This window comes from Pseudomonas sp. TAA207 (genome assembly GCF_001529285.1).
Taxonomy (GTDB): Bacteria; Pseudomonadota; Gammaproteobacteria; order Pseudomonadales; family Pseudomonadaceae; genus Aquipseudomonas; species Aquipseudomonas weihenstephanensis.
The window spans coordinates 42,750-69,660 of the sequence record NZ_LLWJ01000052.1; the positions used below are offsets into that span (position 1 = coordinate 42,750).

Sequence of the window (26,911 nt, forward strand, 5' to 3'; positions counted from 1 at the left end):
GCCTGCCAACCCATAGACTTATCCGACTCAAGCCTCCTTCCCCTCATGCAGGAATTTGCAGCAGTGCCGCGTCGCATCAGCAGAGAGCTTAAAGCCCTCAGTGTTCTGGCTTTATCGTTAGCATTAAACGGCTGTATCGGTTTTGGTGGCATCGGTCCCAAAAGCCAGATGTTGACCGCCAATACGTTGGCCACTGACGAGGCGATTGCAAGCGCCGCGAAAGACGCAAACTGGCCCAAAGCCCAATGGTGGCATGCCTATGGCGACCCCCAGCTGGATGCCTGGATCAGCCTCGCGGTGCAGGGCAGCCCGAGCATGGCCATGGCCGCTGCCAGGGTACGTCAGGCCAAGGCGATGGCGGGCGTGGCGGAGTCTGCCGAGTCGTTGCAGATCAACGCTGACGCCACGCTCAAACGCCATAACTGGCCGTCCGATCAGTTTTATGGGCCGGGCGCACTCGACAACTCCACGACCTGGGATAACAACGCCGCGCTGGGCTTGAGCTTTGCCCTCGACCTGTGGGGCCGCGAAAGCAATGCCTCCGAACAGGCCGTGGACATGGCCCACATGAGCGCCGCCGAAGCGCGTCAGGCCCAGCTCGAATTGCAGAACAACGTGGTGCGCGCCTATATCCAGTTGTCGCTGCATTACGCCCAGCTTGATATCACTGAGTCGACCCTGCACCAGCAGGAACAGATCCTCGACCTGGCGCAAAAACGTCTGGACGGCGGCATCGGTACGCACTTTGAAGTCAGCCAGGCGCAGGCGCCGTTGCCCGAAATTCATCGTCAGATCGACGCTCAGGAAGAAGAAATCGCCCTGACCCGTAACCAATTGTCAGCACTGGCGGGTAAAGGGCCGGGTGAAGGTGCGCGCTTGAAGCGTCCAACGCTGGCGCTGGGCACCGCCCTCAAATTGCCCTCGTCCTTGCCGGCCGAGCTGCTGGGTCAGCGTCCTGACGTGGTCGCCAGCCGCTGGCAAGTGGCCGCACAAGCGCGCGGGATTGACGTCGCCCACGCCGGTTTTTACCCCAACGTCGATCTGGTGGGCAGCATCGGCTTTATGGCCACGGGGGGCGGCGCACTGTCATTCCTGACCGGTAAAAAGCTTAACTACAACGTCGGCCCGGCCATCTCGTTGCCGATCTTCGACGGCGGTCGACTGCGCTCTGAACTGGGCGTGGCTTCAGGCGGTTATGACATGGCCGTGGCCAAGTACAACCAAACCCTGGTCACCGCGCTCAAGGGCATTTCCGATCAATTGATCAAGCGTGAGTCGATGGAAAAACAGCAGGCCTTCGCCGTTGAGTCGGTGCAAGCAGCGCAAAAAACCTACGACATCGCCATGGTCGCCTTTCAGCGCGGTCTGACCGATTACCTCAACGTGCTCAACGCCCAAACCCTGTTGTTCAAGCAGCAGCAAATTGAGCAGCAGGTGCAGGCCGCGCGCCTGAGTGCTCACGCTGAACTGGTGACGGCGTTGGGTGGCGGTCTGGGGGCAGGCAACGATGTGCCCAAAGACGACCGTTACGTGCCGGACAAACCGCCCGCCGTGATGGCGATTTTCAACCCTTAACGATCGGATGAATAACCCCCGTAGGCGCTGGCGCTGGCTGCGATCTTTTTATGCTTGGATCCCGGCCTGCAACAGCCCATCACCCCTGATGGCTAATTTTGAGAGCCTGTAGATGAACCATTTGCCCGCCCCGGTACGCTGGCTGTATTCGCTGGAATGGCGCCGGGGCTTTTTTGACTGGGCCCGCAGCGATGGCGTGACCTGGGTGCATATCTTCAAAGTGCTGGTCGCAGCGTTCTTGACCCTGTGGCTGGCCATGCGCCTGGAATTGCCGCAACCGCGTACCGCGATGATCACTGTGTTCATCGTGATGCAGCCGCAAAGCGGCCAGGTGTTCGCCAAAAGCTTCTACCGTTTTTTAGGCACCCTGACCGGCTCGGCAGTGATGGTGGCGCTGATCGCCTTGTTCGCGCAAAACACGGTGCTGTTTCTCGGTTCAATGGCGATCTGGGTCGGTCTCTGTTCGGCCGGTGCGGCGCGCTGCCGTAACTTTCGTGCCTATGGGTTTGTGTTGGCCGGGTACACCGCCGCGATGGTGGGCTTGCCTGCGCTGGCGCATCCCGATGGCGCATTCATGGCGGCGGTGTGGCGGGTGCTGGAAATCTCCCTAGGCATTCTTTGTTCGACGGTGATCAGTGCCGCGATCCTGCCCAAAACCGCAGGCGCGGCCATGCACAACGCCTTGTACCAGCGCTTCGGGGTGTTCGCCGGTTTTGTGGCCCAGGGTTTGCGCGGCCAGTCGTCCCAGGAAGACTACGAAGCCAGCAACGTGCGCTTTATCGGTGAAAGCGTGGGCCTTGAAGGCATGCGCAGCGTGACCGTGTTTGAAGACCCGCACATGCGTCGGCGCAGCGGTCGCCTGAGCCGCCTCAACAGTGAGTTCATGGCCATCACCACACGCTTCAACGCCTTGCACCAGTTGCTCGCGCGGTTGCGCAGCCGGGGCGTGGTGCAAGTGGTGTCTGCCATCGAGCCAGAGCTGGAACTGCTGGCGCAACTGCTCGACACCTACAACGCGCGCTCGCTCACGGACAAAGACGCCGCCTTACTGGCCGAGCAATTGGCCGCGTTCAAAGCGGGCCTGCCCGAGCATGTGCGCAGTTTGCGCGTTGAATTTCTGCAAACCGAGCCAAGCCCTTCGGACTTTCTGGACTTCAACACCGCTTATGAACTGCTGTACCGGTTTGTCGACGACATGCACAGCTACGCGCTGACCCATGCCTCGCTGGCCGACCACACTCACGAACGGGAGCGCTGGGACCAGCCGTTTATTTCGCAAACCAACTGGTGGTCGGCGGCAGCGTCGGGTATTCGCGCGTCGTTCATTTTGGTGGTGCTGGGCACGTACTGGGTCATGACCGCCTGGCCGAGCGGCGCCACCATGACCTTGATTGCGGCGGCGACGGTGGGCCTGTCTGCCGCCACGCCAAACCCTAAACGCATGGCCTTTCAAATGGCCTGCGGCACGTTCATCGGTGCGCTGGTGGGTTTTTTCGAGATGTTCTTCGTCTTGCCGCACATCGACGGCTTCCCGTTGCTGTGCCTGGTGCTGACGCCGGTGATCATGCTCGGCTCATTCTTGACCTCGCGGGCCAACTACGCGGGCGTGGGGCTGGGGTTGTTGATCTTTTTCAGCACCGGTTCGGTGCCGGACAACCTGACTATTTACAACCCGTACCAGTTCATCAATGACTACATCGCCATGGTGATTGGCATGCTGGTGTGCGCCGCCGCGGGCGCAATCATCCTGCCGCCCAACAGCCGCTGGTTGTGGAGCCGCCTGGAGCAAGACCTGCGTGAGCAAGTGGTGTACGCCATCAGCGGCAAGCTCAAAGGTTTGAGTTCCACCCTTGAAAGCCGCACCCGCGACCTGATGAACCAGGCGTATGGCTTGGCCGCTGGCCAGCCCAAGGTGCAACGCGAGCTGCTGCGCTGGATGTTTGTCGTGCTGGAAGTGGGCCACGCGATTATTGAGCTGCGCAAAGAGCAGGCGATTCTGCCGATTCACCCAGCCTATGCCGAATCTCAGCCTTGGCGACAGGCGATCCGCGTCATGGGCCGCGCCCTGGTGCGACTGTTTATCAGCCCCGGCGAAAGCAACCTTGAACGCGCCCTGATCGCCGTTGACCACGCCATCAGCCGCGTGCAGGCCACCGACGAACCCTTTGCCCGCAACTTCGACACCTCGGCGCTGGTGCGGGTGCAAAGCTACCTGCACTTCATTCGTACCTCACTGCTTGACCCGCAATCGCCACTGGCGGCCTACGCGCAGCCGCAAGGACTGAACCATGCCTCGTGAAATCGCCTTCCACGGCGTCTATATGCCCACCATGACCCTGATGTTTTTTATCGCGGCGGGGTTGGCGTGGGGCTTTGACCGACTGTTTTCCGGCTACGACCTGTACCGCTTCTTCTGGCACCCGGCGCTGCTGCGCCTGAGCCTGTTTGCTTGTCTTTTTGGCGCCATGGCGCTCACTGTTTACCGTTGAGACCGATCCGATGAAAAAGTTCTTCAGCCTGCTTGCCACCTTGCTGGTTTTGGCCCTTGCGATATGGATCGGCCGAACCCTGTGGGTGCATTACATGAACACCCCCTGGACCCGCGACGGCCGCGTGCGTGCCGACATCATTAACGTGGCGGCCGACGTCAACGGCTACGTGGTCAACGTGCCGGTCAAAGACAACCAACTGGTGAAAAAGGGCGACGTGCTGCTGGAAATCGACCCCGAGCACTACGAAATTGCGATCAAACAGGCTCAGTCGCTGGTGGCCTCACGCAAGGCCACGTGGGAGATGCGCAAGCTCAATGCCCATCGCCGGGCGGACCTGGACAACTTGGTCATCTCCAAAGAAAACCGTGACGATGCGAGCAACATCGCGGACTCCGCATTGGCCGATTACCAGCACGCACTGGCGCAACTGGATGGCGCGCAGCTCAACCTCAAGCGCACGCGTGTGCTGGCGACGGTCGATGGTTACGTCACCAACCTCAATGTGCATCGCGGTGACTATGCGCGCATCGGTGACCCGAAAATGGCCGTGGTCGATAAAGACTCGTTCTGGGTGTACGGCTTCTTCGAAGAAACCAAGTTGCCGCATATCCGCGTGGGCGACAAAGCTGACCTGCAAATGATGAGTGGCGAAGTGTTGAAAGGTCACGTCGAGAGCATCTCGCGGGGCATTTATGACCGTGATAACCCTGAGAGCCGCGAGCTGGTGGCTGACGTCAACCCGACATTCAACTGGGTGCGTCTGGCGCAGCGGGTGCCGGTGCGTATCCACATCGACGAAATTCCGGACGGCTTCTTGCTGGCGGCGGGCACCACCTGCACCGTGATCGTGCAGCAGGATGAAGTTGACGCGCATCCGGGACATTCTTTGTAGTCGCTGTCGAGGAACGAGGCGGCGATCACCAGTGGAAGATCGACGCCTCGCGCTGCATCTCAGCGACAACTGCGGTGCAGGATCAAACCGCGCAGAACGTTTCATGCAAATGGCGCCATAGCACGTTGCCTGCCGCGTCCACTTCAAATGCCACGGTGGCACGCCGATCAGTACGTTTGCCGTTGTGCTCTTCTTGCACCTCGCGGTAACTGACCACCGCGCCGCCTGCGTGCAGGGCAATGCCGTTGAACTCGCTGAGCGTAATGGCCAGACCCGGCCGGGCACCGCGCAGTGGTTCGAACAGGCGTTCTACACCGTCGATATCCAGGACCTTGCCGTGGGGCGTGATCATCGTAAATTGCGCTGAAAAACGGGCCAGCAACGTCGGCAATATCCCCGGTTGCAGCCCGCTGAACCAGCCTTCAATCTCGACATGGGTTTCTTTTACAAGGTCGAAGTAGCGCGAATAATCAGTCATCACTTTCTCTTGAGTCAGGGTGCCAGCAAGGCCAGCACGCGTGGAGTATCGAGGCGTAACGCAGGCATGAGCGGCACCAGCGTCAACGCGCATCCGATGGCAAAGCATAGGGCAAAGGCGTGGGGCGTCGAGGTGATCGCGGTCAAGGCCGCGAACAGCGCCATCATCAACGCCGGGCCGAGCAGAAAACTCAACTGCCGATTGAGGTTCCACACGGCACTGGCGTGGGTCATGTGCTCGGCAGGTACATCAATAAAGGCGGTGTTTTGTGCGGTACTGCTGCTCAGGCTGCCACCGAACCCCATCAAGGCATACAGCGCCATCGGCAGCAGCGTGTGCCCCGCCTCCAGCTGCATTAACAGCGCGATGCCCAGCGCCTGAGCGCTCATGCCCAGCAGCAATAACGGCTTGGGGCCCACCCGGTTGAATTGATAGCGACTCAGGCCAATGCCCAGGGCCGAAGCCAATGCCCACGGCAACATCAGCGCACCCGTTTGTGCAGGGGTGTAACCCAACTGATGCAAATACAAAATACTCACCAGCTGGGTGCCAATAAAAACCCCCGGAATAAACAGGTACGTCAGCATCGCAATGCGCAGCAACGGGCTTTTGAGCAACTGAGCCATTTGCCTGAATTTGACGGGGGTGGGGCGCGTTGATTGCCCCTTCGCCCTGATCCAGCACTGCGCCAGCAGCAACGCAAGCAGGGCCAGCGGCACATTGGCGTAAAACACCCAGCGCCATGACCGCGCCTCAACCACCCAGCCGCCCAGCGCAGGCGAAAGGGCGGGCACCAGCAGCGCCACCAGCAAAATGACCGAGGTCAGGCGAGCGCGTTCATGGGGGCGAAACTCGCGATACACCATTGCTTGCCCCACCGGGATCAACAACCCGCCCCCCAGCCCTTGCAGCAAGCGCCAGCCAATCAGCGTTTCAATCGACGCGGCCTGTGCCACCCCCCATGAGGCCGCCGTGAACAGCAGCAGTGAAATCAGCAGCAGGCGTTTTTCACCCACCGCCGCCGCCAGCCACGCGCTGGGCACAATAACCACGATCAGACCCAGCATGTAGGCATTGCCGATCCAGGCCAGTTGGGTGACAGAGGCGTGCAGTTCCAGGCCGATCTGTGGGTAGGCAATCGAAACGGCAAACATGTTCACCAGATCCAGCGCATAGCCCAACAGGTACACCCCTGCGATTTTGTTGCGATAGGCCATGACCGGCTCCTTGATACGAAGCCGCACAGTAGGTGGGTTTTGCGAATGGAGGAACGGCGCCGACGCTGCTAGATTGTCAAAATTATTTTGACAATAGGCGGCATTCAGCATGGTCAGTCTTGACCGATTCGACACCTTCAAAGCCGTGGTCGAGGCCGGTTCCCTCACTGCGGCCGCCGATTTGTTGGGGCAAACCCGGGCGGTGGTGAGCTTCAATATCAAACGCCTGGAAGCTGAGCTGGGCGTTACTTTACTCACGCGCAACACCCGCAGGCTGGCCCTGACAGAAGCGGGCGAGCGGTTTTATCAGCGCTGCCTGAGCATGCTTGAAGCGGCGCAACTCGCCATTGACGAGGCGCGCAGCGAGCACACCGAACTCAAGGGCACGCTGCGCATTACCACCACTGTGGAATATGCGCTGGCCAAAGTGGTGCCAGCGCTGGAGGTGTTTCGTACCCTGCACCCTGACCTCAATGTGCACCTCTCGACCTCATCGACCCACGCCGACTTGATCTCCGAGCGCTTTGACGTGGCCCTGCGTTTGGGCCGCATTCTGGACTCCAGCCATCGCGCCGTGCAGTTGAGTACATTCGAGATTGTGCCCGTGGCCTCACCGGGCTTTGTGCAGGGCCAGCCGCCCATCGACAGCGTGCATGCCCTTGAGCAAACACCGTGGCTTGAACATGGGCGCGTCGGGGAGTTGAGTGTGACCGAGGTCGGCACGGCCAGCGTGCGGCCTTATCAGCCCAATCCGGGCAGGGCACGGATCAAGGCCGATAACTCGTCGGTGCTGCGTGCTTTTGCACTGACCGGGCAGGGCGTGGCGATCCTGCCTGACTGGCTGATTGAAGACGACCTGCGCGCAGGGCGACTGCTGCGTTTGCTGCCCCACTGGCACTTCACCCGCCAAGGGGTTTACGCGCTGTACCCCGACACCCGTCACCTGCCGCTCAAAGTGCGGGTGTTTATCGACTTCATGAAAAACCATGCCTGATCAACGTAGGGGCGTTATGCGGGCGTGTTCAGGCCAAAGCGTTTCATCAAGATTTTTTGCAGCAACGTGCGCGGCAACAGCGCAGCCAGCAGCGGCATGGCGCGGCTGCCATTGCCGTAGCGCAACAGTGCAGGCGGGCGGGATTTTTGGGTGGCCTTGAACACTGCGTTGGCAAACGCACTGACCGGCGTGGGGTTGTCTTGCGAGGCCTTGGCGCGTGCGCGAATCCCCTCGCGCATGGGCCACCAGGGCGAGTCTTGGCCAATGTGCACTTCGGCCTGAGCGCTGGCGTTTTTCGCGAAACAGGTGTCAATGGCGCCTGGCTGCACTTCCATCACCCGCACACCAAAGGGAGCCAGCTCCATGCGCATTGCCTCGCTCAAGGCATGCACGGCGGCTTTGGACGCGCAGTAGGCCCCGGCAAACGGCGTCACCAGCACACCGGAAACGCTGCCGATATTGACCACCAACCCACGGTTGCTGCGCAGCGGTTCAAACAACGCCTGTGTCAGGCCGACCACGGAAAATACATTGGTTTGAAACTGCATGTGCAGGTCCGCCACGCCGCCATCGAGCAGGGGCCCCATCGCGCCATAGCCGGCATTGTTGATCAACACATCCAGGCCTTTGCCATGCTGCTTGAGCCGCGCACTCAAACGGTCGATCTCAAGGCTGTCGTTCACGTCCAATTGCACCGCCACAAAGCCGTCGGCCCTGAGCTGTGCCACATCGGCCGTTTTACGGGCCGTGGCCCATACCTCGTAACCGGCCTGTTTGAAGGCATCGGCAAGGGCGCGGCCAATGCCGCTGGAGCAGCCAGTAATCAACACGAGAGGCATCAAAACATCCTTGATCAAAGCAAAAAAATCAGTTGGAAAAGCTGCCTTGCAGGCGCTCAGCACGAAATTCGAGGGTTTGCGGGCGGTAACCGGTGCGCAGGGGCGGCACTGGCAGACAGTCTTGCCACACGCCGCCTGCTTGCAGTTCACCCGGCCCACGGTAACGCGGGGCGGTGTACAAATTGTCAGCGAGGTTGACCGTGTCCCCCGGCGCATAAGCGGCCACGCGCCAGCCGAGTGCGAGCAGCGGCACGTCGTTGCCATTGCGCAGGGTCAGGCGCAGGGGGCGATCGGCAGGGCATTGGTCGGGCGCGTAGACCATACGCAGCTCAAGGCGGGCCAGTTGCTCGGCTTCACGGTGATCGAGCCAGGCGACCGAAGCGGCCACGAGGCCCAGTCCCACCAGTGCGGCCATTGAAACCGGCAACGCCTTGGACGGGTAGCGCAACAGAAGAACCAGCCAGGTGATGATCAGTAGAACGCCGATAAGCATGACGCTCGCCTCGCAAAGAGTGGAGGGACATCCTACTCAAGCTTAGGTGGGAATGGCGAATCGGTGATGCGCCAGGTGCGGCCCCTACCCAACCCTCTCCCTGTGGGCGAGGGTTGGGTCAACAGTCAGCCACACCCGATCACCTGTTTACTGGGCAATGGTCTTGATTGAAATGCCGCGCTCAATCGGCGTCGAGCGACCGTACACATCTTCAAAGCGTTCGATGTCGTCCTCGCCCAAGTAGCTACCGGACTGCACTTCAATGATTTCCAACGGGATTTTGCCAGGGTTGCGCAGGCGGTGTACCGAGGCAATCGGAATGTAAGTGGATTGGTTTTCGGTCAGCAAAAACACATTTTCGTCACACGTCACTTCTGCCGTGCCCGATACCACAATCCAGTGCTCGGCGCGGTGGTGGTGCATTTGCAGCGACAGGCAAGCCCCCGGTTTGACCGAAATGTGTTTGACCTGAAAGCGCCCGCCCATGTCCACCGAGTCGTACGAGCCCCACGGGCGATACACCTCGCAGTGGTTCTGGGTTTCGCTGCGGCCCTGTGCGTTCAAGGTGTTGACCATCTGTTTGACGCCCTGAACCTTGTCCTTGTGGGCAATCATCATCGCGTCTTTGGTTTCCACCACCACGATGTTGTCCAGGCCAATCACGGACACCAGTTTGCCGTTGCCGTGGATCATGCAGTTGGTGCTGTCCTGAATCACCACGTCGCCTTTGCTGACGTTGCCGTTGGCGTCCTTTTCGTTCACATCCCACAACGACGACCAGCAACCCACGTCGCTCCAGCCCGCCGTCAACGGCACCACGCAGGCACGCTGGGTTTTTTCCATCACGGCATAGTCGATGGAATTGTCCGGGCAGCAGGCGAAGGTGGCGTCGTCAATGTCCACGGTGTCGGCGTCTTGCTGGCTGCGTTCAAGGGTCAGCAGGCAGGTGTCGTAGATGTCCGGGTCGTGCTTTTTCAGCTCTTCGAGGAAGCGACTGGCGCGGAACATGAACATGCCGCTGTTCCAGAAATAACCGCCGCTTTTCACGAATTCGGCGGCCCGCTTGGCATCGGGTTTTTCGACAAACGAAGCCACGCGGCTCACGCCTTCGGGCAGCAAGGCATCGGCAGTGGACTTGATATAGCCATAGCCGGTTTCAGGCTTGAGCGCAGGCACGCCGAACAACACCATTTCGCCGCGTTCAGCTGCCACGGTGGCCAGTGCCAGTGCGCGTTGCAGGGCTTTTTGGTCTTCCAGCACGTGGTCGGCCGGCAGCACCAGCATCAGCTCGTCGCGGCCTTCATTGATCAGCATCATCGCGGTCAGTGCCACGGCGGGTGCGGTGTTGCGGCCGAACGGCTCCATCAGGATGCGCTGGGTGTCAAGGTTGCGGTTGGCCAACTGCTCGTTGACGATAAAACGGTGCTCTTTGTTGCACACCACAATCGGTGCGTCCATGCCGTCAAACACCAAACGCTCCAGGGTTTGCTGGAACAGCGTTTGATCGCCGGTCAGGGCCAGAAACTGCTTGGGGAACTGCTTGCGCGACAAAGGCCACAGACGCGAACCGCTACCACCTGAAAGAATTACCGGAATCATGATGTCTCTCCAAAAACTGAAATGGGTTGCTGGCTTCCCTGTAGGCGCCGCCCAAGGCTGCGATCTCTTGATCTTGAAAGCACTTGGCGGCTACAGAGCAAAAAAGGGTTAGCGGGTCGAAACCGGGCGCTTGACCCAGGTCGGTGACACGTTGCTGCCGCTGCCGGTGACGTACAGCACCGCCGCCTCACCGCGCTCCAGGGCTACCGGCTTGAGGTCGCTGACTTTTTTGTCGCCCTCGAACAGCGCGAAGCTGACTTTCACCGGGTTGATTTCACGCTCGCCACGGCCTTGAGCGGCCACGGCCTTGACCACGTCGGTCTTGCCGTCGGCGGTCTTCAAGGTCAGCGCCTTGTCGGTCAGGTTCTGCACCCGTACCAATGATTTCTGCTTGTTCTTGAACGGCGGTTCTTCGATCAGTTGCGGCTGACCGCTGCTGGTGTTGACCAGCGTGTAGTAGTGATCGGCGCTCAGTTTGACGGGCAGGCTGTGGCTGCCGACTTTTGCGCTGTAATCGCCCTGTGGCAGGAAGCTGAAATCGCTGCTGCCTTGCGCCGCGATGTCGTTGAGGGCGGTATTGCCCACGGTGGCGCTGACTTGCTGATTGCTGGCGTTGAACATGCGCACAAAGCTTGAGCCTTTTGGTGCGGTGGGGCCGTACAGGGCGGCATCGCCACCGGCCCACGCTTGCAGTGACAGCAGGCTCATGCCGGCGATCAGCGCGAAGGATTTGGCGAGACGACGTGGAGCAGGTGTGAACGGCAGGGTTTTAATAGTCATTAGTCGAACCTCTCTTTCAGTTTTGCGCCCGGTTGGGCGTCTCGGATTTCGCAGTGTTTTGTGCAAGTTGCGGTTGGCGTGCGCCCGCTTCTTTCAAGGTGGCGACCCACGCGGGGTCGGCGTCACCGATCTCGTTGTCCACGGGCAGGTAACGCTCGGGAAACTCCCAGATCAGCACTTGGGGCGGGGTGTTCTTGAAGGCATCGCTTTTCAGGTAAGCGAGCATCGGCAGGATCGGCCCGTGGCCGTCCTTGGAATCGTTGATCACGTCGCTGCGCAGCGCTTGTTTCAACGCGCCGACGAAGTTCCAGTTCGGGTTGGCGCTGTAACTGGTGCCCACCAGCGTGACGGGCACTTCGCTGTCGGTGAAAAGCGCGTCTTGACTGTCGGCGGCCGTATCGGCGGCGCGGGTGTTGCGTTTTTCCAGCGGCTCGGGCGGTGGCAGCAGGTGGCTGAACAACGGGTCCAGCGGCAGGAAGCGCTCCAGGTCGCCGTTGTGCTGTTCGGTTGTTTGAGCTTGGGTGACAAATTGCTGCGGTTCGCCACTGAGCGGGAACTGGCTGCCAATCGCCGCGGCCAGTTGCTGGGCCGCGACTTGCGCGCCGTCTGGCGTCCAGTGCGTATCGGTGCGCAAAAACACCTGCGCGCCGCCCTGTTTGGCCTGTTGCAGCGGGCCAAGCAAGTCGGGGGCGATGATCTGGCTGGCAGCCAGTTGCGCGTGGAAGTCGCGGTACAGATCGGCATGAATGCGGGCAGGGCGCTGCTCACCCATGTGCTCGGGGTACAAGCGCACTTTGGACGGCACCACCGCCATCACCAGTTTCACGCCATGTTCTTTGAGGGTTTTACGCACCCCTTCGACCAGCGCGTAGTTGTCGGCCACGTTCTGCTGCGCGTTGGGCCACGGTTTGAACTCTTCGTCGCTGAACAGCCATTGATCGCGGCCCAGCACCACGCCGGGACGGCCTTCGTTGAACAGGGTGAAATCCAGCGCGGCCCACAGATTGGTGCCCAGGCGCTTGATCGGGAACTCGTCGTCGTAATGGGTCTCGACGGCTTTGCTCCAATGGCCATTAAGCACAGTGGTTTGCGCTGGCGTGTCAAAGCCGATAAAGCTGCGCAGCGAGACCGCGCCCAAACCCAGTAGCAGGCCGCAGAAGCTGGTGACGTAGACGATGCGTAATGTTCGGTTCATGGTCGGCTCCCCTTAGAACTGGAAGTACAGGAACGGCGAGAAGCTTTGCGCCGAGAGTTTGAAAATCGAGGCCACAAACAACAGCCCGATCACGCTGCGCAGTGCATAACGTGACCAGTCAGCGGGCAGTGTTTGATCCTTGCTCAGGTCCAGTTCTGTGGGCTTGCGGTACAGATCACGCAGGCCGAAGAACGCCAGCGTGAGGTAGGCCACCACCAGCGTGGCGACTTGCAAACCGGTGAGGTTGGCGCGGTTGAGTTCCGACAGCGACCATTCACCAAAGCTGAACATGGCGCTGTACATACGCCCGGCTACGTGCAGGTTTTCGGCGCGGAAAACCACCCAGCCGATGACCACGATCAAGAAGGTCAGTGCCCAGCGGATCGGGTTCAGCGCCCGCGGGTTAGTGTTCAGGCCCAGTGCTTTTTCGATGGCCAGCCACATGCCGTGCCAGGCGCCCCACAGGATGTAAGTGATGTTTGCGCCGTGCCACAGACCGCCCAGCAACATGGTCAGGAACAGGTTGCGGTAGGTAATGAGTGTGCCTTTGCGATTGCCGCCCAGGGTGATGTAGAGGTAGTCACGCAGCCAGGTCGACAGGCTGATGTGCCAGCGCCGCCAAAATTCGGTGATCGACTGGCTGATGTAAGGCTGTTTGAAGTTTTCCATGAAGCGAAAACCCATCATCAAGCCCAGGCCGATGGCCATGTCGCTGTAACCCGAGAAGTCGAAATACAGCTGCGCGGTGTACGCCAGCGCACCGAGCCAGGCATCGCCGGTGGTCGGGTTTTGCAGCGCGAAACAGTGATCGGCAACCACCGCCAGGGTGTCGGCGATAAACACTTTCTTGATGAAACCCTGCATGAACCGCGTGGCGCCCTCGCTGAATTTATCGAGGGTATGGGTGCGATTGTTGAACTGATCGGCGAGGTCGCGAAAACGCAGCACGGGGCCTGCGATCAAGTGCGGGAAGATCGCGACAAAGGCGGCGAAGTCGATCAGGTTGCGGGTGGCCGGGGTGTCACCGCGGTACACGTCGATGATGTAGCTGATGGACTCGAAGATGTAGAACGAGATCCCGATCGGCAACAGCACGTGGGTGAGGATGAAGGGGTCAAGACCGACCGAACCCATCATCGCGTTGATACTGTCGACGCCGAAATTGGCGTACTTGAAATAGCCCAGAATGGCGAGGTCGACGATGACCCCCAGCAGCAGCCAACGCTGCGCGGGTTTGGTGCGAACACCTGCGGCACCGACTTTGAGGCCGATCCAGTAGTTCCAGACCGTGACCCCGATAAACAGCGCCAGAAAGTCCACGCGCCACCACGCGTAAAACACGTAGCTGGCGATGAGCAATAACAGGTTGCGATAGCGTTGCCCGCTCAAGTAATACAGGGCGAGAAACACCGGCAAGAATAAAAACAGGAACACATTGGATGAAAAAACCATCCTGACCTCTCCGTGTGGACCAACAATAAAGGGCTCAGCCCCCCCAACCCCCCCGAGAAAAAGTGGGGAGGTGTACGTCTATCTTTTGCGGTTTGGGTGTCGTTTGATCGACCCTCACCCCACCCCTGAGCCTGCGGAAGAGGTCAGGGGTGGGGCCGCTTTCAGCCTTTTTCGTGCGCCGGGTCGTAGACCCTGGTCAGGTCCCCGCCCAGTCGAAAGGTTTTGAACGGCTGCATGCCGCGCTTCATTTCAATCACCTCGGGCGCGCAGGTGTAGAGCGTGCAGAACGGTTCCAGCCAGGCAAACTTGGCGTCGATCTTCAAATCCGTCATGTCTGGTGCTTTGCCGTTTTTAGCTTCAAACGTTTCAGGGTCTTTCACCCCGCTCAACACGCGTTCACCCAGGCGTTTCAATGCCGCGTTGTTTTCGTTGCGCAGGTCCACACCATTGACCTGCGCAAAGCTGGCGATCATCGCCAAGGGCGGCAGGGCGTAGTTGTGATAGGCGAGGGCGCGCTGCTGGCGCTTGAGTTCGTTGGGCAAAAAGCCTTGGGCGTCGACTTGATGAGCGCCGACCTTGAACTCTTTTACCGACCAGTCGAACAGGTCGCGACGGTTGGTGGCGATGGAGGTGGCCATCACCGACCACGCAGCCCAGTACGAGTGGTTGTTGGTTTTTTCCAACGGCAGGTTGTCCCAGTCACTGACCACCTGGTCGGCCATTTTGCTGAACCAGGCTTCGATTTCGCGGGCTTGCTGCGCATGGTGCGCCAATGGCTGCGACGCGGAGAATTTCAGGCGCAAGTACGAGGAGGCCATGCTGCCCAGCGCCCATTTGCGCATCGACTTACCGGTGTGGTTGAACTCCTGGCTCATCAGTGCGTCGGCCTGTGCCCACGCAGTCAGCCAGCTCAGGGTGCAATCGAGCTGCTCCGGGCGCCCGTCACGCATGTACTGCATCACGCGTTTGCTGGTGCCGCGCTCAAGCGTGGTGATGCCGGACGTTGCGTCGCGAAAGGCTTTTTCCGAGGCCACGTTGAGGGTCGAGCGGGCTTTGTCCGAACCTTCGTACTTGCTGCGAAACTCCAGCTTGTCGGTGTACGGCTGGGGCATCGACTCGCAGTCGTTTTTGAAATCGCCGGTCTTGAAGGCTTCGACCGGGGCGTAGTAGCCCTGGGGCGGGCGCAAGGGCGCGGCGGCATGGGCGGTGCTGGCAAACATCGCCAGGCCGAGCAACGTCGGCGCCAGCAAGGTGCGCAAATTGATCGGTGCAGTAGGCATCAGAAACCTCATCGTCCGGCCTGCGCATTGAGCTGCGCAGAGGTGGGGAAAACGTTGCGTTTGCAGATTTTGGCGTCGACTTTCTGTACGTCGCCCGCGTCTTGCGGGCCTTGAATTTCAATGGCCAGCAGGTTCTGGCTGGCCCAGTCTTCATCGGTACGCAGTTCAAAGGCGAAGCGCCCGTCTGTGTCGGACGTGGTCGGTTTGTCGATTTTCAAATCTTCGTGCCGACCGTTCATGTACCAGAGCGTGGCTTGCAGGGTTTTCACCGACGGGTCGGCGAAGCGGATGTCGATTTGGTGATTGGCGTTGCGCAGGTCTTTGTTGCTGCTGTTGACCAGCATCTGATTTGCGCCCGGTTTGAGCGTGGTGCTGCTGCTCATCAGCGCAGGCTTGCCTTCGCAACCGTTGTCGAGCAGGGCCATCATCTGGCGGTAGATGGTTTCCTGGTCGAGGCGATACAGCGGCGAAAACTCCCAGATCAATACTTTGGGCGGGGTTTTCTGGAATTCGTCGCTGCCCAGGTACTGCAACATGGAGCCTTCCAGGCCGCCGCCGGGGAAGGCGACGTTGAGCACGTCAGCGCCGATGTATTGCTCCAGAAAACCGGCAAAGTTGTAGTTCTTGCCGCTGTGGCTGGTGCCCACCAGGGTGATTTGCGGGTTGCCCGCGTCGCTGAACAGGTCACCGTCAGCCGCTTCGCCTTTTGGCTCGGTGCTGAACTGGTCCATGTACTGCACCGCGTAACTGGTGCCGCACAGTTGGCCGGCCATGTTGTGCAAGGTGCCGGTTTTGCCCATGCGCCCGGTGATTTTGGTTTCGAATTCACGCTGCGGGATGTCGGCAAAGCCCGGCACTTTTTTTACCGTCTGCGCCACGATTTTCGCCGTGCGCCGGGCACCGTAGGGCGTCCAGTGCTGGTCGCCGCGAAAGTAGAAATCGTGGGCGCTGTTGCCCGTGGCATCAGACTCATCGGTCAGGGGCGACAAATCGGGTACGTAGTAGCCCATCTTGGCGAAGCGCCCGAGCATGGCCTGGTAGTTTTTCAGCGCGCTGTCGTAGTCGAACTTATCGCGTTCGGTGGGCATCAGTTTGTTGCGATTGACCAGCCCGCGAGTCGGTTGGTACACCACCACCAGTTCCACGCCTTTGCTTTTGAAGGCGTCGTGCAACTGCTGCATGCGTTTGTATCCGGCAGGCGTGGTGTCGAACTCGGTGCGCAGGTCTTCTTGGGTGCGGAACAACCAGTCGCCTTCAGCCTGCACCAGGGTGGTGAAGTTCTGCTGATAGCGCGTGGTGTAGTTTTTGGCGTCGTGGGCTTCGGGGCACAGGTTGCAGCACGCCTGGGCGGTAAAGGCTGGCGCTTGAATGGCGTCTGCCTGTGCGCCTGCGGCTGCGCCGAGGATGGCGGCTGTCAGGCCCGACAGGCTCAAGATCTTGATCAGATGGGGGGGCATAACAGTCATCCTCAGTGGCGCAATTCGGTCTGGCGTTCAACGGGGTCGATCAGCACGGCTTTTTGCTGGCGCACCATCAGGTCGAGAATTTCGTCCTGACGCTCACCCAGAATGCCGTTGAAGCTGATGCCGCTGGATTTGGTCGGGGCCAGCATCGACACCCGGTACAGCTCGATACTCAGCGGCGAGTCAATCGCCAGCGGGCCGCTGCCATTCCCGGCCAGCTCACCGCCGACCATGATCAGCGACACCTCGGCGTCGAACGGGTCGAGGTCAATGTCACGGTCGGTGTCGGTCAGGTCTTTGATGTGGCCGTACACGCCGGTCAGGCCGTTGGCCATCGCCACGTTCTCGTACAGGCGAATGTTGACGCTGTTGCGCACGCGAATACCGTGACGACGGTTGTTGATGACTTTGTTGCCCCACAGCAGGTTGTCGCCGCTCTCATAGAGGGTGATGCCGTCGGTGTGGTTCTGGAAAATCTCGTTGTCGGCGATCAGGTTGTTGACGCTGTTACGGTCAATCACCAGCCCCGAGAGTTTGTTGTCGTGGCTGCGGTTGTTGAAGATGAAGCTGTCGTTGACCTCACGGGAAATAATGATCCCGTGTTTGCGCTGAGTACCGAACACGTCGTTTTGAGCAATGATCAGGCCGTGGGAACGGTCATGCGGGTCGATGCCGTAGACGATGTTGTCGCGGTAGGTGTTGCCCTTGACCACGAAGTCGCGGGTTTCGTAGCAGTAAAAGCCGTACCACATGTCCGAGAACTCGGAGCCGACAATCCAGCCGGTGGGTTCGTCACGTTTGACCACCTTGGCCATGTTGGGCGTGTACTGGGAAATACTCACCCCGTACGACTTGCTGTTGGCATAGCCGAAGCTCGCCATTTTGCTGTTGATGATGTACGTCTCGGTGCCGCCCCACGACAGCAGGAACGGGCGAAACTCTTTGGCATCGCGAAAGGTGGCCGGGCCGTTGGCTTTTTCACGCCAGCCTGTGACGCGGGTATCACGCACGAATAACTGGCCATCGTTGACCAGAAACGAACCGGCTTCCTGGGACAAGCGCAGCTCTTGGGTACTGGCGTCGATTTCCAGAATGCCCTTGTGCCCGACCACAATCGGCAAGCGTGCCAGGTAAACGCCCGGCGCGGTTTCGCTGAAGTACTGTTTGGGCAGGCGCTTGGCCAAATCCTTGAGGTTCACATAGCCGTCGTCGATGAAAATCGCCTGCGGAATGCCGCCTTGGCGCACCACCCATTCGGCCATTTTGTTGTCGCCGCCGATAAAGTCCTTGAGCGCGTTTTCTTGCATCATGCGGCGCACGCTGACCTTGCCTGCGGTGCTGCGCACGATCTTGGCCGCTGCCGCCTCGGCGGTGTAGCCCGAGAGGTCGGGCAGCGCCGGTTTCGCGATATTCAGCGGGGCGGTGGGCGCTGTGCTGACGGTGTACGTTTTGGCGTGTTGCAGTTCTTTGGCCACGCTCGGTTTTACCGGTTCGGCGCTGGCAAACGCCGGGGCGCTGGCCAGCAGCAGCGCGCCGGCCAGCAGGCTGATCGCGCCGCGATAGGCAGGATGATTCATGTCACGCACTCCCGTTGGCGTTGTCATTAAAAGCGCCAGATCACGTCAATGAACGCGCGGTGCATGTATGAGTCCACGCCTTTACCGTAGGCATCGCCGGGCTTGAATACCCCGCCGCGAAAGCGCACCAGCGCTGAAGGCTCGTCGATGGACTGGCTCAGCGCGGCCGGTAACAGGCCTTGCTTGAAGTACTTGGTGACGACCAGGTCCATCTCCTGACCGAGGTCTTTTTTGCCATCCATCATCGGTAATGAAGTGCTGGAGAGCAGGCCGCTGGTAGGGTCTTCGTTGTTTTGCACGGCATTGATGCCGTTGCTGCCAATCGGCTTGCTGGCATCGACCCGCCAGAACTTGTGGTAGACCAGCGAGGCGTCGTAGTCGTCGCGCAGTTGCCATGAACCGAACAGGCTGGCGCTCTGGATGTTTTGCATTTCGCCACGAAACGCCTCACCAAAACGGTGAACCCGCGAGCGCGTGCCGGTGAAGTTGGAGCGGTTGCTCTCAAGTCCGGTCTGCTGATAGTTGGCACTGGCGCGCGAATAGGCAGCGCCGACTTGCCAGTTGGGATCGAGGCGCAAACGCACGCCCAGATCGGTGGCCCAGCCATCCACATCGTCACGGGTTTTGGCTCCGGCGATGTTGCGCCCGCCCACGGTTGAGGTGGCGAGTTTGTCGCGCGTGCCGCTCATGCCGGTGACGCTGGCCCAGTAATTCACGGTGTGGGTGTTGCGGTAGTTATAGGCGTCGCTGTTGGCTTCGATACCGAGCCAGGTCAGGTCGCCGTTTTGGGTTTTGTCCAGCGCATCGACTTCTTCGCCCTGATGTTTGAGCGAACCATCGTCCTGGCTGTGGTGGGCGCGCAGGCCGACCCATTGGCCGGGTGTCCATTGCGCGGCAATATCGCCAAACAGGTGCAGCCGGTCTTTGTCGTCCGGGGCCAGTTCGGTCAGGTCGGTGCGGTACTCGCTAAAACGTTCAGCCGCGCCCACATTGGCCTTGAGCAGGGTGGTATCGAAGGTCCAGTTCAGCGCTTCGATGTTGGTGTCGCGCCACGTGCCGTCGTCATTGCGCAGGCGTTGGCGACCGAACTTGAGCTGTTCGCCGGGGTAGGCGGTAAAGCCTTTGTAGCCGACCCAGAACTCGCGCAGGGCCAGGTAGCTTTTGTCTTGTTTGCGCGCATCGCTGCTGCTGTTTTGCTCAAGGTCGGACTGTTGCAAGGTGTCGGTTTCGATGATGTCGCTGGAGGTCACGGCCTGGCCCATGGCGTAGGCGCTCCAGTTGCCCCGTTCGCCGTACACCCACGGGCGCAGGTCCAGACCGATGCCGTTGACGTCGCCGCCATCGCGGGTGCCAAGGTCACGGTCGTCTTCCGATTGCGCAGTGATTTTGGTTTCAAGGCCGAAGTTTTTTTCATCGGTCAGGGCCGCGAGGGTCGGGCATGACCACAGCAATGCGAAAGTCAGGCCGATGCCGGCTTTTACAAAAGGATTGAGGGTCATAGGGCTTCCTCGCCGTTTTCTGCTTGCAGTGCCTGTACGGCCACGGCGTTCTGGCTCAGGGTGGCGCGCAAGGCTTGCTCTTTTTGCAGCAGGCGCTGGGCGCCAGCGCGTTGCTCTGCGGGCAATTGCTCGTCGAGTTGGGCGGCCAATTCGTTGGCTTGCGGGGTGTTTTGCAGCGTGGCCAGTTGGCTGAACACGTAGGCGTTCATGGCGTTGGGCTGCGTGCCTTTGCCCTGCGAGAACAACTGGGCGATGGCGAAATCGGCGCTGTTCTGACCGTTGCGCGCGGCCTTGAGCAGGTGGTCGAGGGCTTTTTGCGGGTACACCTGGCCCAGGTAACCGCGACGGTAGAGTTGGCCAAGGTAGTAATCGGCAGCCACTTCCTGGTCCACGGCGCGCAGGAAGTGCGCTTCGGCTTTTTGCGCGTCCGGGGTCAGCCATTTGCCGTCGTAATAGAGCTTGCCCAGTAACAGTTCGGCGCGCGGCTGGTCGGCGGCGCGACCGTTGTCCAGGTATTCCTGCAACTGCGCGACGTCGCCCTGATCGGGAAAGTCATAGAGCAGCTGCGCAAGGCTGACCCAGGCTGCGGGGAAGGCCGGTGCAATGCGTTCCAGCAGCGACTTGGCGGTGTCCGGGTCGGGGGTGCCCAAGGTGGCATCGGCCAGCACGCGGGCCACGCCATCGACCTTTTGCGCCGAGGCGCTGCCACGGCTGTAAGCGCTTTGCAGTTGCTGGATCAGCTCGGCCTGCTGCTGGGTGTTGCCTTGTTTCTGATACACCGTGGCCAGCTCGACGTAACAACTGTCGTTGGCGGACAGCGCCTGACGGCAGATGGATGCGATTTCATCCAGATGCTGATCGTACGTACCGTCGAGGCGGTACAGCGCCACTTGGGCCAGGCCTGCTTGCGCATAACCTGCAGCGCGCCACTGGCTGATTTGCTGCTGGGCATTGATCTGGGGGAAGCTTTGCGGGTGTTGCAAATACAGCATCGCCAGCGGCGTGAGGCTGCTCGCGTCGCCATTGGCAAAGGCTTGCTGCAACAGGGCTTGCGCTTCGTGCAACTCGGCCTCGGTAGCGCCGGGTTTGCTGGCCAGCAGACGCCCCAGGCGCGCTTGAGCGCGGGGCGAGGTTTTTGCGGCTTCACGGTACGTGGCTTCGGCCTGTTTCAACTGCTCGGCGTCCGGGCTTTGCATCCAGATATCGGCCAGCCCCACCTGCGCTTCGGTGTAACCCAAATCCGCCAGTGCCTGATAGTTACGCTGTGCGGTGGCGGTGTCGCCGTTTTTCAAGGCTTCATTGGCCAGCCGCTGATCGGGCAGGCCCGCGCAACCGGCGAGTGCGAGGGACAACAAGCAAAGCGCTGGCCCTTGTAGTCGTTGCCGCAGGCTGCGAGCGGTTGCGAAACCGCTGTGAATGCGAAAAAAACCGTCGCGTGGTTGGCGAGCGCCTGGCTCGGGATCGCAGCCTGCGCCAGCGACTACCGGGAATGAGTTTTTCATGGTTACAGACCTGCCGCCGAGGCTTTGCTGATCAGCCAGTTCATCGACGGGCCACGGTCGCTGCGCACGTCCACCGGGCGGCCGGCAAGGGCGCTGTCCAGCGGTGCATCGGGCTTGATCTGCACGCGGATGTCCGAGGACAGGTCATCGCTGTTGAGGCTGGTGCTGCTGATGATCTTGCCGGTGCGCAGGTAGTCTTCACCGGCGACTTTGAAGTTGACCGGGGTGCCGGGCAGTACGTTGTCAAACTGGCGATAGCTGAAGCGCGCGGCGATGTTGGCTTCGCTGGTGCGCGGCACCAGTTTGAAGATCACGTCACCTTTGCTGGCGTATTGGCCGTTGGCAACCACTTGCTCGGCGACGACGCAGTCACACGGCGAGGTCAGGGTGCCGGTCATTTGCTTGCCAAACAGCGTTTCGATATTGGCCGGCTGTAACTGGTTTTCGTCCAGATGGCCTTTAAGCACGTCCAGCATGCTGGTGCTGAAGGTGGCAATGGGCGCGCCGTTGGCTGCCAGATTGTCGTCCTTGACCAGGCTTTGCACGGTGCCGTCACGCGGCATGGTGATGTTCATGCCCGGCACACTGACCAGCGCCGACTGCGCGTGGGTGACGAAATACAGGCCGTACACCGATTTGACGACAAACCCGAACGCCACCAGACCGACGACAAATACGCCCGCACTCAACACCACGGCCTTCATGCGCCCGAACGGGGTCATACCGCTGCCGCCGTCCTTGACCTTGCGCGCCTTGGTGAAGTTATCGCGCTGCAAGGTGGCGAGCACGTCGCCCATCGTCACGAGGTCGCCGCTCAGGTGCGAGGTGATGAGGTGACGCAGGGTCGAGATGTCTTGCTGGTCGAGGTTCTGGAACTGGCAGCCGACCCGCCCGGACTGTCGGTCGACGTTGCGCACCAGCAGATCGACGTCCATCGCCAGACCGAGGTTGTCGATCACAAACTGCAAGCGGCCTTTATGGACTTCGCCCACGCTCAGTGGCTGATTGGCCGCGTAGAAGCTCAGGCCGCCCGCTGACAGGTCGATGATGTTGACGTCCATCGGCGTGCGGTCTTTGCCTGTAAAGCGTAATTTGGCCGGGATTTTGACCCGTGCGTGTTGGCGCTGGGCTTCGGATTCGTGGACAACGTTGGTGTTTACTTGAGTGTTCATAAGGTCTTGTTCCTGGTTAATTCGATCGTGTCGGTTCAGACCATCGTCAGCAGCACGGCCACAAAGATGCTGGCGGCTGAGAAGGTCATGGTTCGAGACGACCAGGTGTTGAACCAACGTTGAAAGCTGGCCAGATCACGGGTCAATTTGGTGTCCTGACGGGTCCAGGACTGTTGATCGAGGCGGAAGAACACGTAGATCTTCACCAGCGCACCGACGATCTGGTTGTAATAAAGAATCACCGGGTAGGCCGGGCCGATGGTGTGTCCCGAGCAGGCCAGCAGCAGGGTCAGAATCAGGCGGGTAATGCCGATCCACAGCAGGTAAGCGATGAGGAACGTGATGCCGTATTTGAGGCTGGCAATCAGTGCAACCGTCAGCCCCAGCAACGAGGTCCACATCGACACGCGCTGGTCGAACAGCACCACGCTGGTGAACAGGCCGAGGCGTTTGACCCCAAGGCCCAGGGCGCGGGCGTTCTGGCGCAGGTTGTTGCCGTACCAGCGGAACATCAGTTTGCGGCTGGCCTTGATGAAGCTTTTTTCCGGCGGGTGCTCCACGGTGTGGATGGCTGCGTCAGGCACATAAAAAGTGTCGTAGCCCAGGCGCATCAGGCTGAACCAGCTGGATTTGTCGTCGCCGGTCAAAAACTTGAAACGGCCCAGACGCCAGTGCTGCAACGAATCGCTTTCGACGTCGGCGATGAAGTCGGGGTCAGTCACCACGTTGGCGCGGAACACCGACATGCGTCCGGTCATGGTCAGCACGCGTTTGGACAGGGCCATCGAGCACATGTTGATGTGGCGCTGGGCGAAGCGCAGTTTGTGCCACTCGCTCATGATGTAGCCGCCGCGCACTTCGCAGAATTCGTTGGTGGTCAGGCCGCCGACGTTGCCGAACAACTGGAACCAGGGCACGGTTTTGCGTACTACGCCGGGTGCCAGCACGGTGTCGCCGTCGATCACGGCAACCACGGCGCGGCTGTCCGGCATATGGCGTGAGATGGCGCGAAAACCGAAGGCCAGACCGTCGCGTTTGCCGGTGCCGGCGATACGCACGAAGTCGAGTTTGACCCGCTCTGGCGGGTTCATTCGCTCCCACAGGCTCTTGACCAGCAACTCATCGGACATCTCAACCAGCGAGCAGACCACGGTGGTGGGCAGGCCGCAGTCAATGGCTTCGCGAATGACCGAGCTGTACACCTGAGCGGTAGTCAGTGCGTCGATACGAAAGCTGGTGACCATCAAAAATACATGGGAAGGGTCAGCGGCCTTGCCCAGTTTGCGCACCTTGCGTCGCAGATGCGGGTACACCACATATAAAAACAGCATGCCGCGCAAAAAGTGCGTGGCACCCATTGAGTAGCGCCAGATACCCACGGCGCCAATCAGGAAAATAAAGTTTTTCGACTCGGCGTCGAAGGTCGATGTTGGCAGCGCCAGCGCGAGGCCCATCAACAACGTGAGGTAAAACAGCCAACCGGCGGCTTGAAGAAGGCCGTGTTTTAGCCTGAGCATAATGAGGTTCCGTGTGAGCATGAAGGCTGTGGTGCACAAGCTCTGCAGGCACTGGCGCAGCCTGCGCCAGTGCCTGCAGTGGGCGGCGTGTTACCAGCAGATGCCTTCGGTACGGCCTACGGTGCAGGTGGCTTTGGACATGAAGCCCACCAGGTCGATGACCTGTTTGCCATGCGGCGCGTTTTGGGCCAGTGCGCGGAACTTCTCGTCGCGGTTACCCAAAATGATCACGTCGCTGTTGTTGATCACCGCGTCGAAATCCGAATTGAGCAGGGAGGAGACGTGGGGGATTTTTGATTCGATGTAGTCTTTGTTCGAACCATGAACGCGGGCGTACTCGACGTTGGTGTCGTAGATGCTCAGGTCAAACCCCTTGCCGATCAGCATTTCGGCCAGTTCCACCAGCGGGCTTTCGCGCAGGTCGTCAGTCCCGGCCTTGAAGCTCAAACCGAGCAGGGCAACTTTGCGTTTGTCATGGCTGGCGACGATGTCGAACGCGTTTTGCACTTGCGACACGTTGCTGCGCATGAGCGAGTTGAGCAACGGGGCGTCCACGTCCAGCGAGCTGGCACGGTAAGTCAGGGCACGCACATCTTTGGGCAGGCAGGAGCCGCCAAAGGCAAAGCCGGGGCGCATGTAGTACTGCGACAGGTTCAAGGTTTTGTCCTGGCACACCACCTCCATGACTTCGCGACCATCAACGCCGACGGCCTTGGCAATGTTGCCAATCTCGTTGGCGAACGTAACTTTGGTGGCGTGCCACACATTGCAGGTGTACTTGATCATCTCGGCCACTTCGATGTCCTTGCGGATGATCGGCGCGTCGAGTTCTTCGTACAGCGATTGCAGGACATCGCCCGAGGCTGTGTCGAGTTCACCGATCACGGTCATCGGTGGCTGGTCGTAGTCGGCAATGGCCGTGCTTTCACGCAGGAATTCAGGGTTGACCGCGACGCCGAAGTCGACGCCGGCTTTTTTGCCCGAGCACTCTTCGAGGATCGGGATCACCACATTTTTCACGGTCCCCGGCAACACGGTGCTGCGTACCACAATGGTGTGGCGCGAGGTTTTATCGCGCAGTACGGCGCCGATTTCGCGGCACACGGCTTCGATGTAGTTCAACTCCAGGTCGCCGTTTTTCTTGCTCGGCGTACCGACGCAAATCATCGACAGGTCGCTTTCGCGAATGGCCGATGCAAAGTTGGTGGTGCCTCGCAGACGGCCGTTCTGGATGCCTTGGGCCAGCAGTTCGCCAAGCCCCGGTTCAACGATGGGCGACTTGCCGAGGTTGATCAGGTCGATCTTGTCTTGTGAGATGTCAACGCCGATGACTTCATGGCCGCGAGCGGAAAGACAACCGGCGCACACTGCACCGACGTAACCCAAACCAAATATGCTGATGCGCATCGCAATTACCTCTGTCGTGTATAGGCCAATTAATGACCGGACTTAAAGTGTGGGCGCACAGGGAACTACGGCGCATATAAGCCGCAATGCCCAGTGCAGGCATCGTTAAGTTTCAAGTTGTTGAAAGTTGCACAGTTAAAGTGCAGCTCATCACTATTACTAAGGCATGTCAGATGATGGGGACGGCCTTGGGCGGGCGCTGTGCGCCGCGATGTTTCTTATTTTTTAGCCTTTATAAACAAAGGGTTATAGCTGGATTTCGATCACCTTTGCCTGGGCCTGAGTGCAGCGGATAAAACCTGAAAGTTAGGTTTATCGTTGTAAGTGATGTCTCACAAACTCTGTAAGAATCGTTACGGGTTGTATGAGCGGTCGTACCAAACATAGTTCCGGGCCGTTTATCCCGTTTTCGACGAAAATTAACAAAATGGAAAAAGATGGCACTGGTTCCATATTGATAGCACTTAAGGTTTCGTCCTTTAATTTAAGGGCGTTCGTCGGCGTAGATAGTTAAGTGCCACTACTGATAAAAAAATTAGGTGCCACTATGAAAAAAAGTCACATTTGTCTAGTGAATTTATGTTCATGGAAATTTCAAGTCGTATTTTTGGCGTCAATTATTTGGCTGTTCGGGCGAGAGTGTGAAGGGGTTCACAGCGCGACGCGCCCTCGATCAGGCCGAGGGCGTCAAAAAGGCGGGGGTTTATTCGGGGGTGTGATCGCGCAAGAAGACCAACAGGTCCGGTTTGGAGTGTTCGGCGCTGTAGTAGTAACCCTGGGCGTCAAATTGCTTGAGCTGCTCAGGGTCGTTGATGCGTTCCTTGATCACGAAACGACTCATCATGCCGCGCGCTTTTTTGGCGTAAAAGCTGATGATTTTGTGCTGGCCGTTTTTAAAGTCCCGGAATTCGGTGTTGATGATGCGCGCGTTCAAGGCTGACTTTTTGACAGCCGAGAAGTACTCGTTGGAGGCCAGGTTGAGCAGCACGTCATCGCCTTGCTCGGCCAGTGCTTCATTGAGCCAGTCGCTGATGCGCGTGCCCCAAAAGGCATAGAGGTCTTTGCCGCGCGGGTTTTGCAGCTTGGTGCCCATTTCCAGGCGATAAGGCATCATCAGGTCCAGCGGGCGCAGCAGGCCATATAGCCCGGAGAGCATGCGCAGATGGGTTTGCGCGTAGTCAAAGTCCGCTTCGCTGAAATCCACGGCATTCAGTCCGGTGTACACATCGCCCTTGAAGGCCAGCAATGCTTGCTTGGCGTTGTCGGGCGTGAAGGCCGGGGTCCAGCAGCCAAAGCGTGCGGCGTTAAGGCCGGACAGCTTGTCGGACAGGTGCATCAGCTCGCCAATCTGTTGCGGGCTTAATTCGCGCAGTTGCCCGATCAGCTCTTGGGAATGATCCAGGTATTGCGGCTGAGTGAAGCGCTGGGTGGCCGGCGGCGTCTCATAGTCGAGGGTTTTAGCGGGTGAAATCACCATCAGCATGGGTA

22 protein-coding genes are annotated in these 26,911 nt (G+C 59.7%); 5 read left to right on the forward strand and 17 right to left on the reverse strand.

Going from position 1 to position 26,911, the window contains the following annotated elements; translation table 11 throughout:
- The first annotated feature begins 63 nt into the window (after nt 1-63).
- The 4 genes from AP059_RS03640 to AP059_RS03655 all read left to right on the forward strand — a co-directional run bounded on the left by AP059_RS03640 (nt 64) and on the right by AP059_RS03655 (nt 4,959).
- Nucleotides 64-1,575 carry an efflux transporter outer membrane subunit gene (locus AP059_RS03640; protein ID WP_059761909.1) on the forward strand — a complete coding sequence of 504 codons (1,512 nt, stop codon included), beginning with the start codon at nt 64-66 and terminating at the stop codon, nt 1,573-1,575.
- Nucleotides 1,576-1,687: 112 nt separating this feature from the next.
- Nucleotides 1,688-3,874 carry an FUSC family protein gene (locus AP059_RS03645; RefSeq protein WP_059761908.1) on the forward strand — a complete coding sequence of 729 codons (2,187 nt, stop codon included), beginning with the start codon at nt 1,688-1,690 and terminating at the stop codon, nt 3,872-3,874.
- Complete coding sequence (locus AP059_RS03650; RefSeq protein ID WP_016781859.1) at nt 3,864-4,064, forward strand: DUF1656 domain-containing protein; 201 nt, start codon at nt 3,864-3,866, stop codon at nt 4,062-4,064. Before AP059_RS03645 ends, AP059_RS03650 begins: the two co-directional genes overlap by 11 nt.
- Before the next feature lie 10 nt (nt 4,065-4,074).
- Nucleotides 4,075-4,959, forward strand: coding sequence for an efflux RND transporter periplasmic adaptor subunit (locus AP059_RS03655; RefSeq protein ID WP_059761907.1), 885 nt, complete (start codon nt 4,075-4,077; stop codon nt 4,957-4,959).
- 82 nt (nt 4,960-5,041) lie between these two features.
- Here AP059_RS03655 and AP059_RS03660 read toward each other — a convergent pair whose 3' ends face one another.
- Together AP059_RS03660 and AP059_RS03665 are read right to left on the reverse strand one after the other, a co-directional pair.
- Complete coding sequence (locus tag AP059_RS03660) at nt 5,042-5,437, reverse strand: hypothetical protein (RefSeq protein WP_059761906.1); 396 nt, start codon at nt 5,435-5,437, stop codon at nt 5,042-5,044.
- 14 nt (nt 5,438-5,451) lie between these two features.
- Nucleotides 5,452-6,654 (reverse strand): MFS transporter, encoded by a 1,203-nt coding sequence (locus AP059_RS03665; protein WP_059761905.1) that lies wholly within the window; start codon nt 6,652-6,654, stop codon nt 5,452-5,454.
- Nucleotides 6,655-6,763: 109 nt separating this feature from the next.
- On the opposite strand from AP059_RS03665, the gene AP059_RS03670 reads away from it, so the two are divergent.
- Complete coding sequence (locus AP059_RS03670) at nt 6,764-7,648, forward strand: LysR family transcriptional regulator (RefSeq protein ID WP_059761904.1); 885 nt, start codon at nt 6,764-6,766, stop codon at nt 7,646-7,648.
- A 14-nt stretch (nt 7,649-7,662) separates the two neighbouring features.
- Here AP059_RS03670 and AP059_RS03675 read toward each other — a convergent pair whose 3' ends face one another.
- The 15 genes from AP059_RS03675 to yaaA all read right to left on the reverse strand — a co-directional run bounded on the left by AP059_RS03675 (nt 7,663) and on the right by yaaA (nt 26,906).
- Nucleotides 7,663-8,487 carry an SDR family oxidoreductase gene (locus tag AP059_RS03675; protein WP_059761903.1) on the reverse strand — a complete coding sequence of 275 codons (825 nt, stop codon included), beginning with the start codon at nt 8,485-8,487 and terminating at the stop codon, nt 7,663-7,665.
- Between the two features lie 28 nt (nt 8,488-8,515).
- Nucleotides 8,516-8,980 carry a hypothetical protein gene (locus AP059_RS03680; RefSeq protein ID WP_059761902.1) on the reverse strand — a complete coding sequence of 155 codons (465 nt, stop codon included), beginning with the start codon at nt 8,978-8,980 and terminating at the stop codon, nt 8,516-8,518.
- Nucleotides 8,981-9,127: 147 nt separating this feature from the next.
- Nucleotides 9,128-10,579: a mannose-1-phosphate guanylyltransferase/mannose-6-phosphate isomerase gene (locus AP059_RS03685; RefSeq protein ID WP_059761901.1), complete on the reverse strand. Its 1,452-nt coding sequence runs from the start codon at nt 10,577-10,579 to the stop codon at nt 9,128-9,130.
- Nucleotides 10,580-10,687: 108 nt separating this feature from the next.
- Nucleotides 10,688-11,344, reverse strand: a complete 657-nt coding sequence (locus tag AP059_RS03690) for an alginate O-acetyltransferase AlgF (protein ID WP_059761943.1) — start codon at nt 11,342-11,344, stop codon at nt 10,688-10,690.
- Between the two features lie 31 nt (nt 11,345-11,375).
- Nucleotides 11,376-12,554, reverse strand: coding sequence for an alginate O-acetyltransferase (locus AP059_RS03695; RefSeq protein ID WP_059761900.1), 1,179 nt, complete (start codon nt 12,552-12,554; stop codon nt 11,376-11,378).
- A gap of 12 nt (nt 12,555-12,566) precedes the next feature.
- On the reverse strand, nt 12,567-14,006 hold the full coding sequence (locus AP059_RS03700; protein WP_059761899.1) for an MBOAT family O-acyltransferase: 1,440 nt from the start codon (nt 14,004-14,006) through the stop codon (nt 12,567-12,569).
- Nucleotides 14,007-14,167: 161 nt separating this feature from the next.
- Nucleotides 14,168-15,286 (reverse strand): mannuronate-specific alginate lyase, encoded by a 1,119-nt coding sequence (locus AP059_RS03705; RefSeq protein ID WP_059761898.1) that lies wholly within the window; start codon nt 15,284-15,286, stop codon nt 14,168-14,170.
- A gap of 8 nt (nt 15,287-15,294) precedes the next feature.
- A complete protein-coding gene (locus AP059_RS03710; RefSeq protein WP_059761897.1) occupies nt 15,295-16,743 on the reverse strand; it encodes an alginate O-acetyltransferase in 1,449 nt (482 codons plus the stop codon).
- An 11-nt stretch (nt 16,744-16,754) separates the two neighbouring features.
- The gene (gene algG, locus AP059_RS03715; RefSeq protein ID WP_059761896.1) at nt 16,755-18,326 is read right to left on the reverse strand and encodes a mannuronan 5-epimerase AlgG; all 1,572 of its coding nucleotides are present in this window, start codon (nt 18,324-18,326) and stop codon (nt 16,755-16,757) included.
- Between the two features lie 26 nt (nt 18,327-18,352).
- Nucleotides 18,353-19,825: an alginate export family protein gene (locus tag AP059_RS03720; RefSeq protein WP_059761895.1), complete on the reverse strand. Its 1,473-nt coding sequence runs from the start codon at nt 19,823-19,825 to the stop codon at nt 18,353-18,355.
- Nucleotides 19,822-21,327 (reverse strand): alginate biosynthesis TPR repeat lipoprotein AlgK, encoded by a 1,506-nt coding sequence (algK, locus tag AP059_RS03725; protein ID WP_218186551.1) that lies wholly within the window; start codon nt 21,325-21,327, stop codon nt 19,822-19,824. Before algK ends, AP059_RS03720 begins: the two co-directional genes overlap by 4 nt.
- A gap of 2 nt (nt 21,328-21,329) precedes the next feature.
- The gene (locus tag AP059_RS03730) at nt 21,330-22,499 is read right to left on the reverse strand and encodes an alginate biosynthesis protein Alg44 (protein WP_048363232.1); all 1,170 of its coding nucleotides are present in this window, start codon (nt 22,497-22,499) and stop codon (nt 21,330-21,332) included.
- A 35-nt stretch (nt 22,500-22,534) separates the two neighbouring features.
- Nucleotides 22,535-24,016 (reverse strand): mannuronan synthase, encoded by a 1,482-nt coding sequence (gene alg8, locus AP059_RS03735; RefSeq protein WP_048363233.1) that lies wholly within the window; start codon nt 24,014-24,016, stop codon nt 22,535-22,537.
- A 90-nt stretch (nt 24,017-24,106) separates the two neighbouring features.
- On the reverse strand, nt 24,107-25,423 hold the full coding sequence (locus AP059_RS03740) for a nucleotide sugar dehydrogenase (RefSeq protein ID WP_048400125.1): 1,317 nt from the start codon (nt 25,421-25,423) through the stop codon (nt 24,107-24,109).
- A 703-nt stretch (nt 25,424-26,126) separates the two neighbouring features.
- A complete protein-coding gene (gene yaaA / locus AP059_RS03745; RefSeq protein ID WP_048363235.1) occupies nt 26,127-26,906 on the reverse strand; it encodes a peroxide stress protein YaaA in 780 nt (259 codons plus the stop codon).
- Between the last annotated feature and the right edge of the window lie 5 nt (nt 26,907-26,911).

Excerpts from the sequence above, each read along its gene's own strand:
- AP059_RS03730 (WP_048363232.1), bottom strand. The coding sequence starts at position 22,499 with ATGAACACTCAAGTAAACACCAACGTTGTCCACGAATCCGAAGCCCAG.
- AP059_RS03680 (WP_059761902.1), bottom strand. The coding sequence starts at position 8,980 with ATGCTTATCGGCGTTCTACTGATCATCACCTGGCTGGTTCTTCTGTTG.
- algK (WP_218186551.1), bottom strand. The coding sequence starts at position 21,327 with ATGAAAAACTCATTCCCGGTAGTCGCTGGCGCAGGCTGCGATCCCGAG.
- AP059_RS03675 (WP_059761903.1), bottom strand. The coding sequence starts at position 8,487 with ATGCCTCTCGTGTTGATTACTGGCTGCTCCAGCGGCATTGGCCGCGCC.
- alg8 (WP_048363233.1), bottom strand. The coding sequence starts at position 24,016 with ATGCTCAGGCTAAAACACGGCCTTCTTCAAGCCGCCGGTTGGCTGTTT.
- AP059_RS03700 (WP_059761899.1), bottom strand. The coding sequence starts at position 14,006 with ATGGTTTTTTCATCCAATGTGTTCCTGTTTTTATTCTTGCCGGTGTTT.
- AP059_RS03645 (WP_059761908.1), top strand. The coding sequence starts at position 1,688 with ATGAACCATTTGCCCGCCCCGGTACGCTGGCTGTATTCGCTGGAATGG.
- algG (WP_059761896.1), bottom strand. The coding sequence starts at position 18,326 with ATGAATCATCCTGCCTATCGCGGCGCGATCAGCCTGCTGGCCGGCGCG.
- AP059_RS03660 (WP_059761906.1), bottom strand. The coding sequence starts at position 5,437 with ATGACTGATTATTCGCGCTACTTCGACCTTGTAAAAGAAACCCATGTC.
- AP059_RS03710 (WP_059761897.1), bottom strand. The coding sequence starts at position 16,743 with ATGCCCCCCCATCTGATCAAGATCTTGAGCCTGTCGGGCCTGACAGCC.
- AP059_RS03670 (WP_059761904.1), top strand. The coding sequence starts at position 6,764 with ATGGTCAGTCTTGACCGATTCGACACCTTCAAAGCCGTGGTCGAGGCC.
- AP059_RS03740 (WP_048400125.1), bottom strand. The coding sequence starts at position 25,423 with ATGCGCATCAGCATATTTGGTTTGGGTTACGTCGGTGCAGTGTGCGCC.
- yaaA (WP_048363235.1), bottom strand. The coding sequence starts at position 26,906 with ATGCTGATGGTGATTTCACCCGCTAAAACCCTCGACTATGAGACGCCG.
- AP059_RS03655 (WP_059761907.1), top strand. The coding sequence starts at position 4,075 with ATGAAAAAGTTCTTCAGCCTGCTTGCCACCTTGCTGGTTTTGGCCCTT.
- AP059_RS03685 (WP_059761901.1), bottom strand. The coding sequence starts at position 10,579 with ATGATTCCGGTAATTCTTTCAGGTGGTAGCGGTTCGCGTCTGTGGCCT.
- AP059_RS03695 (WP_059761900.1), bottom strand. The coding sequence starts at position 12,554 with ATGAACCGAACATTACGCATCGTCTACGTCACCAGCTTCTGCGGCCTG.
- AP059_RS03720 (WP_059761895.1), bottom strand. The coding sequence starts at position 19,825 with ATGACCCTCAATCCTTTTGTAAAAGCCGGCATCGGCCTGACTTTCGCA.
- AP059_RS03705 (WP_059761898.1), bottom strand. The coding sequence starts at position 15,286 with ATGCCTACTGCACCGATCAATTTGCGCACCTTGCTGGCGCCGACGTTG.
- AP059_RS03650 (WP_016781859.1), top strand. The coding sequence starts at position 3,864 with ATGCCTCGTGAAATCGCCTTCCACGGCGTCTATATGCCCACCATGACC.
- AP059_RS03665 (WP_059761905.1), bottom strand. The coding sequence starts at position 6,654 with ATGGCCTATCGCAACAAAATCGCAGGGGTGTACCTGTTGGGCTATGCG.